Here is a 17047-nt window from a genome sequence, read left to right as displayed (position 1 = left end):
GAGTGTAAATGAACTTGAGGTTGATCCAACAACCCTTTCCAGATGGCTTAAACGTCGCTTATCGTGTGGTGGCGATTGGTGTTCCGTCAAGCACCAGTCTTTCTACACCTCGCAAGAATTTTCGTAGAACTGACGCTTTGGCCTGATGACCCGGCCGCCAGAAATCGATTCAAACGGCTGACATCACCCTTTCTTCATGGCAGCATTTGCCAGATTTTGCGTGAACTTTCGCGCGACAAATGCGATCATACTGGAACTGGGCTTGGCTTAGGTAACAGGTGCAGGCCGCTTTGAAGTTTTGAGCCGGATATTCAGCTTAAGTGATTTTCCAGCAGCGAGTTATGTCCGTGCTACTGGATTAACTAAGGCTTTTTTCTGGTTTAACGATCGATAAAGTTGCCATGACAGAAAATTCTTGAGCAGTTCTTTCCCACATTCTGGCAAACCTTTTCGTAATTTGCTGTACGAGAGGAATGCCCATGAGCCCAACCATGCCGCGGATTGACGTTCCGCAAGACACGAGTGACGACTTCGATTCCAGCGGCTGTGAAGCTCGACTGGTGGAGTCTGCACGCAGTGGCAACGAGGACGCTTTCGCCGAACTGGTGCATCGCTACCAGCGGCGGGTACAGCGGGTCATTGGCCGCTTTGTTTCGGACGACGAAACTGTCGCCGATCTGACGCAGGAAACCTTCCTGCGCGCCTTTGTGCGGCTCTCTCAGTTTGACCCCTCGCGGCGGTTTGGGCCATGGCTCTTCCAGATTGGAGTGAACCTGACGCTCGACCATTTGCGGCAGAAAAAACGCCGCATCTGGTGGTCGCTCTTCAGCCAGACTGGTCAGGAGAAATCTCCTGACCCGGAGATGGCCGATCCTCGGGTGAAGCTCGATTTGCAGCAGGAAGTGCAGACTGTGCTGGAGCAGATTCCAGAAAAGTACCGCACGGTTCTGGTTCTGCGAGATCTGGAAAACTTTTCGACATCCGAAATTGCCGCTGTCCTCGGAAGAACCGAAGCGACGATTCGCTGGAGGCTGTCTGAGGCCCGGCAGCGATTCAGTATCTTGTGGGCCAAACGCAGCACTTTGGCAGGTACAACTTTGCCCGGCTTTGCCGATGATGGTACGGCGGCTTCCTCGGAAGCAGAAGTGGAGTGACATTCGCTGCCCGCGTCTGTGCAGCATGAAAGCTTGATGGCAGCCAGGCTCAACGATTGATTCAGGTGGAATGATGGACTGTAAACAATTTCGACATGAGCTGGCACTCGCTGCAGATGCCAGTGATGACGTCGCGACAGAATCGGAGGCGGCTCTAGCTTCGCGTGTTTCTCCAGCAGCTCGATTGCATTTGCTGAGTTGCACGGTGTGCCAGAAGTTTGAGGCCGAGTTGACCACCGCGATGCAGGCCTTGCATGCCGTGGCCTTAGAGTGCCGGTTGAGTGATCTCTCGAGTTCTCAGCGGGAACGATTTCTCAGTGATGATTCCAGGCCGCCATTACCGGTGGCTGGCCATGGGATTCCTGTCACCCTCCAGCTATTGGCGGAACATCTGCCGGATCGAACGGAAGAGACGATTCCGCTTAAGTCATGGGCCGAGATGAAGCAGGCCGCCGGGCTGACATCGGGTGTTGATGCCATGATGCCAGCAGTGATGCCCGCAGCTCAGGGGACTGGTCATGAGCACCTGTCGCGTCGCAAAATGTCTTCGGCTGGCTGGTATCCGACAATTGCCGTCATGGCAGCTTCGGTGCTCATTGCGGCCAGTCTGACGAATCCACTCATCGTTCCGGATGGCGATGCTTCGGGGCATCGTGTGGCAACGAGAAATCTGTTTAACGATCCACGCTTTCTGAATCAGTCAAGCGATTTTCAAAGCCGAAATCTCGTGCCTGTGAGTCTGGAGCAGCAATGGACGACACCACCTGTCATGCCCGAGTTCCCTCAGGAAGCTGACGTGGAAACTACACCGAAACCTAAGAGAAGAAACCAATAGTCTGTTTGTTGGGATTATTGATAACGGCTTCTGGCCCCAGGTCAGCTATAAATTTGATTTGATGAAATGTCGGTGCGTGACCGACCAACGGAGAGGCGGGCGAACTTCGGTTCGCCCGCTTTTTTTCGTCTCAGGCCATGTCGCGAGAATCCCATTCGGCGAGGAAGCGATTGTAAAACTCTTCGGTGAATTGATGCCGTTGTTCGGCCCAAACTCGTCCGCTGGGAGTCTGCATGCGCTCTTTGAGGAGCAGCAGCTTCTCGGTGAAATGATTGAGCGTGGCACCGCTTTTCCGTTTGTAGTCTTCAAACGACTGGTGCAGTTCTGGTTTGACTTCGGGATCGTGCATGGGTCGGCCGCGCGATCCGCCGAAGGCAAAAGCTCGACCAATGCCAATCGCTCCAATCGCATCAAGTCGATCAGCGTCCTGCACGCACTTTCCTTCCAGTGTTGGCATTTCTGTAGCGACACCGGCTCCTTTGAATGAGATCCCTTCAATGATGTCGGCGACATGTTGAACGGTCTCTGGCGAGAGTCCGAATTCTTCCAGCCATACGCGCGAAAGTTCTGCCCCCCGATCCTGTCCATCGGTCTGATTCTTCCAGTCTCCGATGTCGTGCAGCAGGGCAGCGAGTTCGACGACAAACGCATCGGCACCTTCTTTTTGTGCCAACTGTAAGGCAACGTGGCGCACCCGTTCGATATGCCACCAGTCATGACCACTCGCGTCATGTTCGAGCAGTTGTCGAACTTTGTGTGCCACCTGTTCGATGACATGCTGTGGGTCGGGAAGGGTTTCGCTTTTCATCGCTTCTCAACAATCCAGTGGCTGTTATTTTCAATGGTTGATGCTCAGTTCTCACTCGCCCGGCAGAAGATCTCGCAGATTATCGTCCTGATCAAACTCCATCTCTTCCCAATCCGTCATCTGTTGAATTTGATCATGCTTGATCAGCTCCGGGGCAAAGGCTTCGCTCACTAATAACTCACCCAGATGCAGCGTATCACGGATCTGAATGACTTTCGCCAGATGAGGTGGCACCCAGCCAATCGTTTTCAGTGCTTCCTGAATGGCCTGTCGGTCGGTTTGATACGAGGCAGGGATCATGGCCCCGGTGGGGTGGCTGGCTGTTACACAATTGATCTGAGTGATTTCCCGATCGATGCTCGCGACGGTGCGATGATTGGTGAATTCGGCAATGCCAATTCCCGTTGCGTTGCCATGCGTCGCGGCGGTTAATCCACGCACAAAAATCCTGCGGATCGACACATCATCTTGAGGAGTAGCCGCATGATCGTTGTACTTGCGGCCCACAATATTCGTATCCATGCCTGTTCCACTGATGTTTTTTCCGATCTGGTCGACAATGAGCAGGTCGATCTCTCGAAAAGGCAATCGGGGAAGGTAGGCTTTGGCCAGCTTCAAGAGTTCTGCTTCTTTTTCGGCAAACTCTTCGACAGGGACACCAGCGATGAGGGCCGTTTCATCGAAGGCATTCTCGACAATCCCTAAGCCTGCTAAGACTTTGGCTTTGGAAATGACTATGGGGGCCACTTCCTGCCAGATCTTGCGGAAGCTCGAACGGACAATCGCCTGGTGATAGACCGTCGCCCCCAGATGTTTGCCCAGGCCGATCAGCAGCATCTTGTGCAGGCCCGATTCAATTTCTCCCACAAACCCGGTGTGAGGCTTGATGCGATTCACAACCAGGACATGATCAGCGGCCAGTGCGTGTTGATCGACATGAATGGGAATCCCGTCCATCGTCTCTCCGACAACGCTCGTGGCCATGGAGGAGCGAATCTCACAACCCATGGTCGCAGGGGTGATCCCATAGCCCGCGAGAACTGCGAGTTGTCCTTCAGCAGTGGCACCGCCATGGCTCCCCATGGCCGGTATGATGAAGGGGAGTCCGTCCAGGCTTTGAATGAATTCGACGACTCCTTTGATGATGACATCAATGCCCGAGATCCCTCGGCTGCCTGCCGTTATGGCCACTGTCTGGCCCGGAGCGATCTTTTTTTCGAGGTGCAGAGCCGCAAGTTCGCGAAAGACCGCCTGGCGAAGATCGGGCTCTTGCGGCCTTTGAAACTGCTGTTTCAGCCTGGCCATGCGGGGAAGTTGATACTCCCCACCAGCAGATGATTGGCTGCGAGAATTCTGGTGATTGGGCAAAGGATGAAGATCCATTCCAGAAGGTATGTCGATGTGTGAGCTCTTGAGGCCGGATATCAGCAATCACATTTTCCGATGTGACAAGGAGACTTGCAACAAGTGATTGAATTCGCTGGTGAGCCTTTCCTGGTGGATGGTGTTGAGCTGCCAATCAGACGGAACAGGTGGTTGTCGTGTGGATGGTTCGCATGGAATCGAACTCGATTTCGGCAGTCTTTGCCAGTGTCGCAATGAGCGAACTACTCTTGGCCACAGGCTTTGCATGCGACATGTGCAGAGAGTGGAATTCAGTCATTGAGAAGAGGTGGAGAATTGGTTATTATTCTTGATGTGGATAACGTCGTGAGAGGGTTCTCTCTTTCGATGTGATTGAGGCGACCTTGAAAATCGCAAGTGCTCAAGGTCACTGTTGCCAGGAAGGCCATTTCCTCGCCGGTTTTCTATTGTTTGTTGGAGATTGAACATGGCCTCGACCCGTGCCGATGCACTCGCGGAAGTGATCTTTTCTTTGAAGCGTGCCGATAAGCTCGCCACTCATAATGATGCGGCAGCCAAGTGTGGCTTCAAACCCGGTGCTGGCAGCAAGGCTTTGCTGACTGCTTTGAATGCCGTCCGTCGTGACTGGCCACACCTGCAGTGGTATCGCATTGTTGGTAATGAAGGAAATGTTCCTGCCGAATCTGAGCAGGCCGGTCTCCTCGAAGGCGCCGGTGTCGAACTGGCACCTTCGCCATCGAACCCTGCGGAGCTGATCATTGTGGATCAGGAGCGCTGGTTGAGCACGACCGTCACTGCGACAGTTTCTTAGGTCACATCACCCAGTTCCATTGATGGCCCTTAAGATCCATAGATCTTTAGTCGTTCAAAGGTTGAACTGGGCCAACTATTTTAGAGTTTTCAGCCAGTTGGTGGCGTCTTTCCCGTGTCGGGTCGAGGCGAACCGCTGGCTGATTTCTTCGCCCATGGTTCTGGCAGCGGCGAGCTGTCCTGCTTCCTGGAAAGCGATGGCACCGCGCAGACCTGCATAAGCTGCCAAGGCATCGACATCTGGAAAAGCCACCGGCAGTCGGATCCAGGCGGCTGCTGCCTGTGGCCACTGACCAAAATGTTCGTGCCCTCGGGCAATGACAGTCCAGGCTCCGGGTTGCAATCGATCAGGCCATGACCGGATCGTTTCTTCCCAGCGAGCGACCTCGGTGCTGGTCAATTCCAGTGCATTCAAGCGGTGCTTCCAAAGTTGCCCTTGAGCCAAAGTGCGAGCCGCGATTTCGTCGGATCTCAGGATGATCTGCAGTTCAGCCACAGCCTGCGGGCCGAGACTGTTATCTCGTATCAGATGACTGGCTCCCAGCAGTCGCGTCAATCGATGCGAACTTTTCAACCACTGCTGGGCTTGTAACAACAACGGTTCATCGGGAATCTGATCTGTCCAGTCGAGCGGTGCGACGTGAGCATGAATGGTCTGTGGATCGCTTTGCACCAGAGCTGCAAAATATCGTCCCGCAGCCAAAGGCTCATCGAGGGCAGCGGCACAACGGACCAGTTGCGAGAGGATGATCCGGCGAACCCACAGACGGTCTTCCTTTTCAACCGTGGCGGTCAACTGGGCCCGAGCAGCTTTCCAATCGCCGCGGGACATCAGATCAATGGCGAGTTGATGCTCTGGCAGATACTCCGTGGTCACTTCGATGACATCGCTGGAGACATGCCTGGCAATCGTCCCGCCTTGTCGGGGCCGAATGGTGATCGATTCGCCGGTGTAGTCGAGAATTGTGCCGGTAATCGCAATCTGTCCGCCACCTGCAGGCTGCTGCAGGACGACCCGATCGATGGCCTCAGCTTGACTATTTCCCAGAAGGACTGTTCCTGCCGCTATCAGCCAGATGATCAGAAAGGATCTGATTATCCAAGAGGAGACGTCGAAGTTTACGCCTCGAGCTTCTTGCCAGTCAGCGATGCGATTATCGGGAAGTGAAGCGGGTGACATCTTCATATCGATAGCTTCCTCCGTTCTCGCGAGCGACTTTCTTGAGGAAGTTCTCCGTCTTCAACTCCGGCCCTTGACCGAACTCAATCGTATGAATGCGGCTGCGACCTTGATTCAACCGAATCAGTTCTTTCCGCTCAATCGATGTTAACTCGGGTTCATCCGCATCTGTGAGGAAATAGATCACCTCAGGAGAAAACTTGAGAGCGAGCTTCAGTGCCGGCAGATGTTGTGTTCCCCGGTCGGGCTGAACCGCACTGATTTGCTGTGTTGCCAGAGTTTTGTTGATCTCGGTTGCAAACCACAAGCTGGCCTTTCCGTCGCGGCTGGTCCCTTTCAAAAACGTCGGGCTGTCGTTGTAAAAAATGATCTGGAACTGCTGCCCGGTATCAAGTGCCTGCAAGCTGCTGACCAGTGCCGTCTTCGCGACTCGCATCGCGTTGTAGTTGGTCATGCTTCCCGAGCAATCGATCACAAACACGACCCGGCTTCCCTGATCTTTGATCCCCATGAAGCTGGTGCCAGGTGTGGCAGCACCGAGGCCAGTTCCCGGTTTTCGTGTTCCTGTCCCTTCGATCAGATCCCGCAGATCACCACTGGTTCCTGTCCCTGTCAGGCCGGTTCCACTATTGCCAGTTCCCGCCGTGGGAGAGAACTCTGAGGCGAGGTTGCCGCGGGCAGAACCCAGTCCTGCTGCACCAGCTTTCGGCAAGGAGAGTGGAACTGGTGGTACATCAGCCGGGAGTTCTGTCGATTGAACTTCGCGACCAGTCCCGCTGCTCCCTGCTGCCGTTCGTAATGGCCGATTCCCATTTCCAATTTCTGATGGTGCGGCTTCTTGCGTCAACCCACCATCACTGGCATCCACCATTACGAGACCGGGTGGACCTTCAGCACCATTGCCGAAACCAACGCGTTCAACACTTTGTCCTTGAATGACAAAGAGGAGCAGGACGATAGCGATCAGATGGAGACAGCCGGAAAGGAGCCAGCCTACCAGCGCACTTTGTCTGGCTGCTCCCTGTGAGACCTGAATTACTGGTTCGGTCACAGCTCTTTGAGGGGTCGTCATGTTTCAATCTCCCTCAATGCAAACCGCTGGCTTTACCATCCGTGGGTCGGGAAAAAGACATCTACTTCGAAAAACGATGCACTTGAAATGATACGGTGACAGACTGCGAATTGTGGGCTCAAGTTGTCTGTTTTCAACAAGTTATGTCCACGACTTTCATAAGGTTGATCGATGTTTCAAAATCCCGCAAGGTGATTTGTGGTCTCAGCGTCAGAAACTCAACGCCTTGTCGAACTTGTCTCCCTTTCCAACAGGATGCATGTGACTACGATCTCTTATCGATTGCTCGCCACGGAGCAATCGATGATTTCGTGCCAGGCAGCCTTGTGAACCTTGTTTCTGATTCAAATGACTCGCCCTGTTGAGACTTCTGAAAGGTCGTTGCCCATGAAGCCGCCGCGGCCCGGAATCTCGCGAAAGTCAGCTTCAACGGCGGAGCATCTGGCCAGCAGTTTCGATTCAAAATCTGCCCACGGAGCCGATCTTCTGCAGCCGATGAGAGACTGGTTCACTTCCCGGGGCTGGCAGCCATTTCCTTTTCAAGAAGAAGTCTGGCAAAACTATCTGGCGGGTGAGAGTGGTTTAGTTCATGCCACCACAGGGACTGGAAAAACCTATGCCGCGTGGGGAGGCCCACTTTTACGTGCGCTTCACGAAGAGCAAAAACTCGTCGATGCGGGCAAAAAACCTTCACAGAAAGCACCGGGCCTTAAGGTTTTATGGATTACGCCACTGCGTGCTCTGGCAGCCGATACCGAAAATGCATTGCAGGCAGCTGTTCAGGATCTGAACCTCCCGTGGCTGGTGGAACGCCGGACCGGTGATACATCAGCCACAACGAGACGTCATCAGCGCGAACGATTACCCACAGCTCTGATTACCACGCCCGAAAGCCTCTCACTTCTGCTCGCTCGTGCAGATGCTCAGGAGCAATTGGCGAACCTGGAATGTGTGGTCTTCGACGAATGGCACGAGCTGCTGGGCGGAAAACGAGGCACGCAGGCTGAACTCTGCCTGGCTCGACTGAGAAGCTGGCAACCTCAGTTGCAGGTGTGGGGATTATCGGCCACGCTCGGGAATCTTGAGCATGCCTGTGATGTCTTGCTGGGGAGGCCGACTGGTCAGCGAATGGCTGCGTTTCAGACCACCGCTTCGCAGGCTTATGTGGGAAAGATTGTGCATGGCGCCACGAGTAAATCGTACGCCATTGATTCCATGATCCCACCTGTGATGGAACGATTCCCCTGGGCTGGCCATCTGGGGGTTCGTCTGTTGCCACAGGTCATCGAAAGGATCGAAGCGGCTCGTTCGACGCTGGTCTTCACCAATACTCGAGCCCAGACAGAACTTTGGTATCAGGCGATTCTGAAGGCTCGGCCCGACTGGGCGGGCGAACTGGCACTGCATCACGGTTCACTCGATCAGGATGTTCGCCGCTGGGTCGAGCAGGGGTTGCGTGAGGGAAAGTTAAAGGCTGTGGTCTGCACTTCATCGCTCGATCTGGGAGTCGATTTTTCACCTGTTGATCAGGTGCTGCAGGTGGGGAGCCCCAAAGGTGTGGCCCGTCTGCTGCAACGAGCTGGGCGGGCAGGGCATCAACCGGGGGCATTGAGCCGGGTGGTGTGTGTCCCCACTCATGCTCTGGAGCTCGTGGAGTTTGCCGCTGCTCGCGAATCGCTCGAAAAGGGCCATCTGGAGGCGAGGATCCATCGTTCAAAGCCACTCGACGTGCTTGTTCAACATGCTGTGACGGTTGCTCTGGGAACGGGCTTTCGTGCTGAGAATCTATTGCAGGAAGTCAGACAGTCGTCGGCCTACCATGATCTGCAAGCAGACGAATGGGAATGGGTTCTCGACTTTATCCATCGTGGTGGTGAGGCACTCAGGGCTTATCCTGACTATCAACGGGTCAATGTCGTCGATGGCGAGTATCGCGTGACCAGCCAGAAAGTGGCCCGTCAGCACCGCATGGCGATTGGCACAATTGTGGGAGATGCCAGTCTTTCCGTGGTGTATCGCAGTGGTGCACGATTAGGCACGATCGAGGAATCTTTTGTTTCCAAAATGAAGCCCGGAGATCGCTTTATCTTCTCGGGTAAGCTGCTCGAATTAATTCGTGTCTACGATATGAAGGCTTATGTCAAACCCGCGACTGGCAAACTCGGGCCAGTACCCCGCTGGATGGGTGGCCGCATGCCCCTTTCGACAGAACTTTCCAAAGCTGTGCGTAACAAACTGGACGAAGCACGTCGAGGTCTGTTTCTTGGCCCTGAAATGGAAGCTGTGCGGCCAATTCTTGAAGTGCAGGCTGACTGGTCACTCATACCGGCTATGGGCGAACTGCTGATCGAGACACTCAAGTCGCGTGAAGGCTACCACTATTACTTCTATCCGTTCGAAGGGCGGTTGGTGCACGAAGGTCTGGCCAGTCTGTTCGCCTATCGACTGGCTCAACGACTGCCCGTCACATTCACGATGGCGATAAATGATTATGGCTTTGAACTCCTGGCGACAGAGGCCATTGATGTTGGTAGGGCGATCCAGGAGGGATTGTTCTCGGAAGATCAACTCGAGGGAGATATTGAACAGAGTCTGAATGCCGTCGAAATGGCCAGGCGGCAATTTCGAGAAGTCGCCAGAATTAGTGGGTTGATTTCTCAGGGCTTTCCCGGTGCGACCAAATCGACCAGGCAGCTGCAGGCATCGGCTGGTTTACTGCACGATGTCTTTACCGAATATGATCCCGACAATCTGCTGCTCAGGCAGGCTCGGCAAGAAGTCCTCGAACAGCAACTGGAATCGAATCGACTGCGGGAAACATTAGTTCGATTGCAGGGAGCCACCATTCAGCTTGTGGAACTTCCGCGATTTACTCCACTGGCATTTCCACTGATGGTGGACCGTTTGCGCGAGCGATTAACCAGTGAAAAGCTCGAAGATCGCATTCGCAAAATGCAGATTCCGCTGGAGAAAGCCGCTACCTCCCGCCGGAAGTGAGCTAGGAAAGCCGATCAGCCGCCGTTGGGGCACACTGACCATTGAAGACGGTCATGCCGGGAGACTTGTACCACAGCCACATCAGTCGGCAGGCTGGCAAAAGAAGGATCGCGTAAACCAGCGCGCCGATGAACATCGGTGAAGCAAGAGTGACGACAAATGCCCAAAAATTCGCGAGGACTCCCAGCCACGCAATCTGTCGAAAACCAAACTTCATAGCCATACCACAGACAAAGAGGATCAGTCCAGTGACGATGAGACTCAGCATCATGCTGGCTGTGTGCAGACTCATCCACGATTGCTGAATGAGTGGCGTAACAGTGATGCGGAAATTCCGGATGATGACCGGGCTGATGGAAAGCATCACGATAAATTGAAAACTTCCGAGCATTATCCAGTAGATCGAAAGCTGGTCTTCCAGCCGCAGAATTTTTTCGCGGTGAGCATCTCTTTGCAGGCGAAGGATTGATTGGCCGTCTGACCCTTTGGCAACGACCAGTGGTTCTTCGCAACTGGTACAAACGGCTGATACCAGGAGTGCCTTTTGGCCGCAGGCTGGGCAATGGCCGGCAATCCCCGCGACGTCGAGAATCGAATCCGCTGCTGGCCGCTGGTGATCTCGAAGAGGCTTCGGCTCACCCGGCTGTTCAGAGGGAAGAGGCAGAGGATTGGACAATGTCTCTGGCATCCCAGAATCCTCCCGCCAGGTTTGATTTCATCGTCAGGTCAATCAGCAAGCGTTACGTTTGCCAAGAATGCACTTTTACCGAAAGCGGCTTACGAAAAAACCCGAGACGGCTGTGGCCAATTCTCGGGTGAAGGTTATGCAAAAATCATCGGCAAGGCTTGGCATCGACCCAAAGATCACTCGCTAGAAAACACGCGGGTTGCTGAGTGATCAGAACCAGTCAAAAGGATATCGCTTCATCAGCAGATGTGTGCTGACGAAAAGTGACCACATCAGCACAGAGATGGATATCACGGGCATTAAGCGTGATGGACATCAATTGTGTGTGTAGTGGTCGGAGCGGAGTCTTCACCTGTGCAGAGTTCTTCTCGCACAATGTTCATATCCCGCGGTGCCTCAATCCCCAGGCGGACTGTGTTTGGCCCAATGCGGACGATTGTCACAGTGACATTCTCGCCGATCAGGATTTTCTCGCCTGGCTTTCGTGACAACACCAACATAACCCACCCCCTTCATGGACCGAATTCGCATCCCTGTGAATCAATACCAGCGATCTGGCAATCGATGCCGCCCCAATTGCGGCTGAGGCTTTCCCCCGAAACCTGCAATCATTCCGATGGCGTCGTCAAGAAGATATCAACACTGGGCACTCAGAATCCAGTGCAAAATCGGCCAAATTCGCCACTCTTAGTGATCGGGGGCAATGTGGCAGGACTATGCACAAAAAATGGGCTGCCTGTTTTTTGTGCAAAAGGCAGAGAAATGCCATTTTGGCAGTTTTCGTGGGCTGGGTGTGACGTGTTTCGTTCAGCCGCTTGATTTACGGCTCCGCATTGGGAAAGCTGCCGGGACAAACCTGGAGCGCCGACTGAAAACGGGTGCATCAGAATTTCGTGACGGCGTGCCACCTCAGGAGATGAGCGAATGATTCGGATCGGTATTCTTGGTATTGGCTTTATGGGTTGGACTCACTTTGCCGGTGCGACAAAGATTCGCGAGGATGGCACGCTGGCTGGATCCAGGCTCAAAGGTGGGAGCGTGACAGCGATCTGCACACGCAGTGCAGAAAAGCTGGCCGGAGACTGGACGAGTATTCAGGGAAACTTTGGCCCGCGTGGCCCGAAGCTGGACCTCAGCAAAATTGGTGCGTACGACCAGCCCCACGAAATGTTTGCCGATCCCGAAATTGACCTGATTGATATCTGCCTTCCGAACGATCAGCACGAAGAGATGGTGATTGCCGCCCTGAAAGCGGGTAAACACGTACTGGTTGAAAAACCGATCTCGGTTGATCTGAAATCAGCAGATCGTATGGTTGCTGCTGCAAAGAAAGCCGGGAAACTGCTGATGGTGGCGCATGTGCTGCCATTCTTCCCTGAGTTTCAGTTCGCTGCGGAAGCGGTCGCCTCCAAGAAATATGGCAAGCTTCTCGCTGCCAGTTTCAAACGTATTATTTCGAGCCCCAAGTGGTCAGGAGGAATGTCTGACTTCACCAAGCTCGGCGGCTGGGGGATCGATCTGCATATCCATGACAATCATTTCATTTCCCTGATCTGCGGAATTCCACGCCAGGTCTTCTCGCGCGGGTTTTTGCAGGAAGGTTTCGTGAACCATGTGCACTCCAACTATGTCTTTGACGATGCTGGTCTGGCGGTTTCGGCAGTCAGTGGCGGGATGGCAGCTTCTGGTCTCGATTTTGCGCATGGGTTCGAGTTGTTCTTTGAGGAAGCCACACTCATTTATTCTGCCGGGACATTGGCGGGCCAGTGGTGTGCCGACAGACCTCTGACTGTCCTCTCGAAAGGAAAGGCGACACAACCCAAGCTGAAGGGAGGCAGTGAATGGTACGCCGCCTTCACAGCGGAGTTGCAACAGGCAGTCGTGGCAGTGCAAACCGGGGAAGTTCCTCGTGGCCTGTCTGCCGATCTGGCTCGAAGTGCCCTGGCGCTGTGCCATGCTGAACTGGCGAGTGTCGAGCTTGGAAAACCAGTCAAGGTTTCCTGAAATCTGGCGAGATCACTGGTTGCGCATTTGACTGGTTTTACAAGGCGAACGGACTGACATGCTTGAAAATCTTCCCGTTCATTCGATGCCTTACAAAGACATCACTATTGAAGGCTGGTCGCGGGCGGCTGTTCAAAGCTACTGGCGAATTCCCGAGTTAAAAATTGGGTTTGATCTGGGAGGCTCGCCCTGGGATTTCATCGGCATTCCCACCTTCTTTATTACCCACGCGCATCTGGATCACATGGCGGCTCTGCCGGCTTATGTGGCCCGTCGCCGCATGATGAAGCTGGAGCCACCGACGGTTTATGTGCCTGAGGCCGTGGTGGAAGATGTCGAGCGCATGCTCCGTGCGTGGCAGAAGCTGGACCGTGGGCGGATGCTGGTCAATTTGATTGGAGTGGGCGAGAACTCGGAATTCGAGTTAGGTCGCGAGTGGGTGGTCACATCGTTTCCGACGAAGCATACCGTCCCTTCCGTGGGATATGTTGTCTGGAATCGCCGGATGAAGCTCAAGCCGGAATACCATGGCCTTTCCGGTGATGAGATTCGAGATTTGCGATTAGCTGGGAATGAAGTCACAGCCGAAGTTCGCACGCCATGGATTGCCTATACAGGAGATACAGCTCCCGCCGGGCTGGATGCCTGTGAAGCGATCTATCAGGCCAAGGTATTGATTACCGAGATGACCTTCTTCCGGCCTGAGCATCGGCGTGAAAAAGTGCATAAGTTCGGCCACTTGCATCTGGACGATTTCGTGGAACGAAAAGACCGCTTCCAGAATGAGGTGATCATCGCGATGCACTTCAGCACACGCTATCCCACGCCGACCATTGAAAAGGCGGTGATGAAACGTCTGCCCGCTGAGCTGAAATCAAAAATCAAGCTTTGGTTGTAGTACCGCACCAGAGTGCTCAGTCAAGTAGGGTGAGGTTAAGGCTTTGCGCAACCCACCTTTGCCTTTCCTTTTCCACGGAGGCGGTGGTTCCCATTCCAGATATCGTCAATCATGATCAAGAATTATGTGGGTGTTGGATTAAATCCTGCTGTGTCAATGAATTTCAAGTTGATGGGTTTCGCAAAGCCTTAACCCATCTTTCCCGACTATTCTGGTGGGCGGGTCGAGCTGTTTATTCTGCCGCCGGACTATCAGCGGTTCCGGGTTCAACAGAATTCGAATTCGCTTGACTATTGTTCGGCCCATCAGGCTGCGGAAACTTTTCGATGACTTCACTCACAGGCATCGTCACCGATCGGCGAACAACGACATGCTTGGGGGGGAAGTAGAAGACATGCAGCTCAATATCCTGAAATGGCTTGAGATTCTGATGTTTCACACAGGTGGCCAGCACCTTATCGCGAAAGGTTTCAAAGGCGGCATTATCTTCCTCGGGATGAAAGGGGACTCGAATGGCGATTCTCAGGACCGCGGGCCCTTTCTTCGGCAGGCCCCCTTCCACCTTTGGTAGTGAAGCCGGGAATTCCCTCCCCAGTGCCAAAGTTAAGATCCGGAAGGGCTTCGTCTGATAATTCCAGAAGAGAGCGACCGCAACGGCCACGGTTAATCCAAAAACGATCATAGCGACCACCACGTAGCGGCCATCGACCGCTTTGCCACTGATCCCCTCACCACTCACGTTGGAAGAAATGTCTGTGAGTTTAGGCGCAGAGTGTTCCCGGTCGGAGTGGGAGGCATCGTGAGATGGGGAATGTGTCATGGTGAGTCCTGCCATTCGGGCCGTTCGGTGGGTGCTGATTGTTCAATGGCTGCTGAGTTGTCTGGATGATCTTCTCTATTATAGAGCAGCAGCTCGTGGCGGGCCTGGCTGGCTCGATTGATATGAAACAGCGTGGGGAAATTGCTGACATTCCACAATCGTCGAATTTCGCCGGTCGCGTCGCTGAGAATCGTACCACCAAACTTTCCCGTTTTTTCCAGCTCCGCTCGAACAATTGGCGGCAGCGATGTTGTGACGACCACGAGTTGAGTCTCTTCCCAAGCTGTATTTGACCGGACTTTCGCAGGCGAAGAGGTCACACGAGCCATTCGTTTCAAAGCTTCGAGAGCCGCCCGGGAGCCGGGGGCATCGAACTCTTGAACGAACAGCAGGTAGATCTCGTGGCGTCCCAGGATCGAATCGAGACGAAACATGCGGTTCTGCTGATCGATCCCTTCGAATCGTGGTGTATTCCTGAGTCGAAGTGACGTTTCATGCGAATGATTCGAGGGGAGAACCGGCGTCAGCGACCCGCTTTTTGAATGGGACGTAACCTGCTGAATGCGAAACAGGCAGATCAGTGCGATCGTCCCTGCGATGATGCCGAGAATGACCAAATCTCGAATCCAGCGTTGTTGCAAACCAATGGCCACTGACCTGCTCTCGAAAAAACGGACTTCGACTGCTCATCACAGTAAATGGTTGCGTTAATCCATTTTCCGTTGATTATTCAGCTGTTGAGGGATGCGACTCAGTCTAGCATATGTGCGGTCTGAGACCCATCCTTTCCCGGTTAGGTCACGCACAGGCGCTAATGCCTTTACCAGAATTCGCTTCAGAGCCACCAGAGAATTTCAGCACGCACCTAACTTTGAGAAGCAATTTTGGTCTGATGAGAATGCCCGTCATAAGAGATGACTGTGGGCTTGTCGTCGACGACTGTTTCAATGTGCACAGGGCGTGCCCAGAGTTTCTGGAGATTGACCAGAGTATCCTGGGTATGCCCCTGTTTGAGTTCAACACCCTGATATTGATGCTGCAGATAAAGCTCACCACGATTGCGATAGTTCCCATCGACCACATAAATGAATGGCCGGCCATGATTTGTCAGACTGGTCAAGAGCTGCTGTTTGATCTGATCGAACTCTCGCGAGGCAATTTCGTACTGATCTGCTGAAGGGTTATAGGCAAACGAGAAGAACTTGTGCTGGGCACAAAACTCCGGCGTCAGGAATTCATCGATAAATGTGATATCGTTATGAATCCGGCGAACTTCAAAAATCTTCTGGCGGCCTAACCCGACATCTTTCTTCCAGCCGGCTTTTTCTTTCATGTCAGTGCAGTTGTCGTACTCAGCGCCGAATTGGCCATTGTTCCAGCGCTCTTCGATATTGCGGAAGAGTTCAATCCCGACTTTGTAGGGGTTCAGTCGTTGAGGTGTCATTGCGACTGTCCCACTGTGATGGTCGGCATAATCGATGACTTCGGAATCATTCATGCCGTGACGGGTCATGAGAAAGGTGTGCCAGTAACTGGCCCAACCTTCATTCATGATTTTGGTCTGACCCTGGGGCGCAAAGTAGTAAGCCTCATCGCGAATGATCGATAGCACATCGTGCTGCCAGTCACGCAGTGGTGCGTGCTGTAATAAAAACTGCAGCACATCGCGCTGGGGTTGCTCAGGGAAGGATCTTTTCTTGACGCGTTCGACTTCGCGGTCTTTGCGCTCTTTGGCCTCGCGTTCGAGCACTTCGGGTGGATTGATGAATTGATCCATATACCCTTTAGAAGGGAAACGTCCTTCCGTGGCGAGGTATTCAAAATCCTCATCTCGCAACAGGGCTGCATGCGGCATAGCCGAGATATCCGGAGCCCTCTTAATCTGGACCGAATGGGGGTCAATCAGATCTTCCAGAGAGAGGCAGGCATCAATGAACTGCTCCACCTGCTCATAACCAATGCGATCGATGTAACGACTGATTCTGGCGGCATGATTCGCCATCTGGTTGAGCATTTTGCGATTGGTATGCGAGAAGAAGGCGTTGTTCTTGAAGAAGTCGCAATGCCCGTAGACATGGGCGATGACCAGTTTCTGATCGATCATCATGTTCGTATTAAGCAGATAGGCGTAGCAGGGGTCGTTGTTGATGACCATCTCATAGATCCGCTGCAGCCCGTACATATGAGTCTTCACTAACTCATCGTACTCAGCTCCAAATCGCCAATGCGGGTATCGGGTCGGAAAGCCACCATAAGCAGCGAACATGCAGAGCTCTTCGTGATCGAGCACCTCGAAAATCGTTTCGTAGAAATCGAGCCCATAGCTGCGTGCATAGTCTTCCGTTCTCAACTGGATTTCACGCAGTTCGGCGGGCAGTTGCCGGTGTGTGGAGATCGACGTAGCCATGGGAATCCT

At 53.6% G+C, this 17047-nt stretch carries 15 protein-coding genes; 6 read left to right on the top strand and 9 right to left on the bottom strand.

Going from position 1 to position 17047, the window contains the following annotated elements; genetic code table 11:
- The first annotated feature begins 479 nt into the window (after window positions 1–479).
- Entirely contained in the window at window positions 480–1154 is a 675-nt protein-coding gene (locus tag PLIM_RS15455; protein WP_013111260.1) for an RNA polymerase sigma factor, read from the top strand.
- A gap of 70 nt (window positions 1155–1224) precedes the next feature.
- On the top strand, window positions 1225–1989 hold the full coding sequence (locus PLIM_RS15450; RefSeq protein ID WP_148227136.1) for a hypothetical protein: 765 nt from the start codon (window positions 1225–1227) through the stop codon (window positions 1987–1989).
- Window positions 1990–2119: 130 nt separating this feature from the next.
- Here PLIM_RS15450 and PLIM_RS15445 read toward each other — a convergent pair whose 3' ends face one another.
- Both PLIM_RS15445 and PLIM_RS15440 read right to left on the bottom strand, forming a co-directional pair.
- Complete coding sequence (locus PLIM_RS15445; protein ID WP_013111258.1) at window positions 2120–2797, bottom strand: HD domain-containing protein; 678 nt, start codon at window positions 2795–2797, stop codon at window positions 2120–2122.
- 51 nt (window positions 2798–2848) lie between these two features.
- Complete coding sequence (locus PLIM_RS15440) at window positions 2849–4165, bottom strand: lactate racemase domain-containing protein (RefSeq protein WP_230849322.1); 1317 nt, start codon at window positions 4163–4165, stop codon at window positions 2849–2851.
- A gap of 463 nt (window positions 4166–4628) precedes the next feature.
- Here PLIM_RS15440 and PLIM_RS15435 point away from each other — a divergent pair, with 463 nt between their 5' ends.
- A complete protein-coding gene (locus tag PLIM_RS15435; RefSeq protein WP_013111256.1) occupies window positions 4629–4973 on the top strand; it encodes a hypothetical protein in 345 nt (114 codons plus the stop codon).
- A gap of 75 nt (window positions 4974–5048) precedes the next feature.
- Here the strand turns inward: PLIM_RS15435 and PLIM_RS15430 are convergent, their stop codons facing one another.
- Entirely contained in the window at window positions 5049–6158 is a 1110-nt protein-coding gene (locus tag PLIM_RS15430; protein WP_013111255.1) for a tetratricopeptide repeat protein, read from the bottom strand.
- Window positions 6127–7224, bottom strand: a complete 1098-nt coding sequence (locus PLIM_RS23070) for a VWA domain-containing protein (protein WP_013111254.1) — start codon at window positions 7222–7224, stop codon at window positions 6127–6129. The genes PLIM_RS15430 and PLIM_RS23070 overlap by 32 nt, the downstream gene beginning before the upstream one ends.
- Window positions 7225–7611: 387 nt before the next feature.
- Between PLIM_RS23070 and PLIM_RS15420 the strand changes: the two genes are divergently transcribed.
- Window positions 7612–10221, top strand: coding sequence for a ligase-associated DNA damage response DEXH box helicase (locus PLIM_RS15420; RefSeq protein WP_013111253.1), 2610 nt, complete (start codon window positions 7612–7614; stop codon window positions 10219–10221).
- 1 nt (window position 10222) lies between these two features.
- On the opposite strand, the gene PLIM_RS15415 is transcribed toward PLIM_RS15420, so the two are convergent.
- Together PLIM_RS15415 and PLIM_RS15410 are read right to left on the bottom strand one after the other, a co-directional pair.
- Entirely contained in the window at window positions 10223–10909 is a 687-nt protein-coding gene (locus PLIM_RS15415; RefSeq protein ID WP_013111252.1) for a hypothetical protein, read from the bottom strand.
- Window positions 10910–11208: 299 nt separating this feature from the next.
- Window positions 11209–11409 carry a carbon storage regulator gene (locus PLIM_RS15410; RefSeq protein ID WP_013111251.1) on the bottom strand — a complete coding sequence of 67 codons (201 nt, stop codon included), beginning with the start codon at window positions 11407–11409 and terminating at the stop codon, window positions 11209–11211.
- Between the two features lie 424 nt (window positions 11410–11833).
- Between PLIM_RS15410 and PLIM_RS15400 the strand changes: the two genes are divergently transcribed.
- Both PLIM_RS15400 and PLIM_RS15395 read left to right on the top strand, forming a co-directional pair.
- Window positions 11834–12913: a Gfo/Idh/MocA family protein gene (locus PLIM_RS15400; RefSeq protein ID WP_013111249.1), complete on the top strand. Its 1080-nt coding sequence runs from the start codon at window positions 11834–11836 to the stop codon at window positions 12911–12913.
- A gap of 58 nt (window positions 12914–12971) precedes the next feature.
- Window positions 12972–13811, top strand: a complete 840-nt coding sequence (locus PLIM_RS15395) for an MBL fold metallo-hydrolase (RefSeq protein WP_013111248.1) — start codon at window positions 12972–12974, stop codon at window positions 13809–13811.
- A gap of 232 nt (window positions 13812–14043) precedes the next feature.
- Here the strand turns inward: PLIM_RS15395 and PLIM_RS15390 are convergent, their stop codons facing one another.
- The 3 genes from PLIM_RS15390 to PLIM_RS15380 all read right to left on the bottom strand — a co-directional run bounded on the left by PLIM_RS15390 (window position 14044) and on the right by PLIM_RS15380 (window position 17038).
- On the bottom strand, window positions 14044–14631 hold the full coding sequence (locus PLIM_RS15390) for a hypothetical protein (protein WP_013111247.1): 588 nt from the start codon (window positions 14629–14631) through the stop codon (window positions 14044–14046).
- Entirely contained in the window at window positions 14628–15284 is a 657-nt protein-coding gene (locus tag PLIM_RS15385) for a hypothetical protein (protein WP_013111246.1), read from the bottom strand. Before PLIM_RS15385 ends, PLIM_RS15390 begins: the two co-directional genes overlap by 4 nt.
- Window positions 15285–15496: 212 nt before the next feature.
- Window positions 15497–17038 carry a SpoVR family protein gene (locus tag PLIM_RS15380; protein ID WP_013111245.1) on the bottom strand — a complete coding sequence of 514 codons (1542 nt, stop codon included), beginning with the start codon at window positions 17036–17038 and terminating at the stop codon, window positions 15497–15499.
- Between the last annotated feature and the right edge of the window lie 9 nt (window positions 17039–17047).

This window comes from Planctopirus limnophila DSM 3776, from assembly GCF_000092105.1.
Lineage (GTDB): Bacteria > Planctomycetota > Planctomycetia > Planctomycetales > Planctomycetaceae > Planctopirus > Planctopirus limnophila.
Note: the sequence above shows the minus strand (reverse complement) of the source record. Positions and strands in the feature narration are given on the sequence as shown.

What these genes read in the sequence shown, in the direction of transcription:
- PLIM_RS15455 (WP_013111260.1), top strand. Translation starts at nt 480, where the DNA reads ATGAGCCCAACCATGCCGCGGATTGACGTTCCGCAAGACACGAGTGAC.
- PLIM_RS15450 (WP_148227136.1), top strand. Translation starts at nt 1,225, where the DNA reads ATGATGGACTGTAAACAATTTCGACATGAGCTGGCACTCGCTGCAGAT.
- PLIM_RS15445 (WP_013111258.1), bottom strand. Translation starts at nt 2,797, where the DNA reads ATGAAAAGCGAAACCCTTCCCGACCCACAGCATGTCATCGAACAGGTG.
- PLIM_RS15435 (WP_013111256.1), top strand. Translation starts at nt 4,629, where the DNA reads ATGGCCTCGACCCGTGCCGATGCACTCGCGGAAGTGATCTTTTCTTTG.
- PLIM_RS15430 (WP_013111255.1), bottom strand. Translation starts at nt 6,158, where the DNA reads ATGAAGATGTCACCCGCTTCACTTCCCGATAATCGCATCGCTGACTGG.
- PLIM_RS23070 (WP_013111254.1), bottom strand. Translation starts at nt 7,224, where the DNA reads ATGACGACCCCTCAAAGAGCTGTGACCGAACCAGTAATTCAGGTCTCA.
- PLIM_RS15420 (WP_013111253.1), top strand. Translation starts at nt 7,612, where the DNA reads ATGAAGCCGCCGCGGCCCGGAATCTCGCGAAAGTCAGCTTCAACGGCG.
- PLIM_RS15415 (WP_013111252.1), bottom strand. Translation starts at nt 10,909, where the DNA reads ATGCCAGAGACATTGTCCAATCCTCTGCCTCTTCCCTCTGAACAGCCG.
- PLIM_RS15410 (WP_013111251.1), bottom strand. Translation starts at nt 11,409, where the DNA reads ATGTTGGTGTTGTCACGAAAGCCAGGCGAGAAAATCCTGATCGGCGAG.
- PLIM_RS15400 (WP_013111249.1), top strand. Translation starts at nt 11,834, where the DNA reads ATGATTCGGATCGGTATTCTTGGTATTGGCTTTATGGGTTGGACTCAC.
- PLIM_RS15395 (WP_013111248.1), top strand. Translation starts at nt 12,972, where the DNA reads ATGCTTGAAAATCTTCCCGTTCATTCGATGCCTTACAAAGACATCACT.
- PLIM_RS15390 (WP_013111247.1), bottom strand. Translation starts at nt 14,631, where the DNA reads ATGACACATTCCCCATCTCACGATGCCTCCCACTCCGACCGGGAACAC.
- PLIM_RS15380 (WP_013111245.1), bottom strand. Translation starts at nt 17,038, where the DNA reads ATGGCTACGTCGATCTCCACACACCGGCAACTGCCCGCCGAACTGCGT.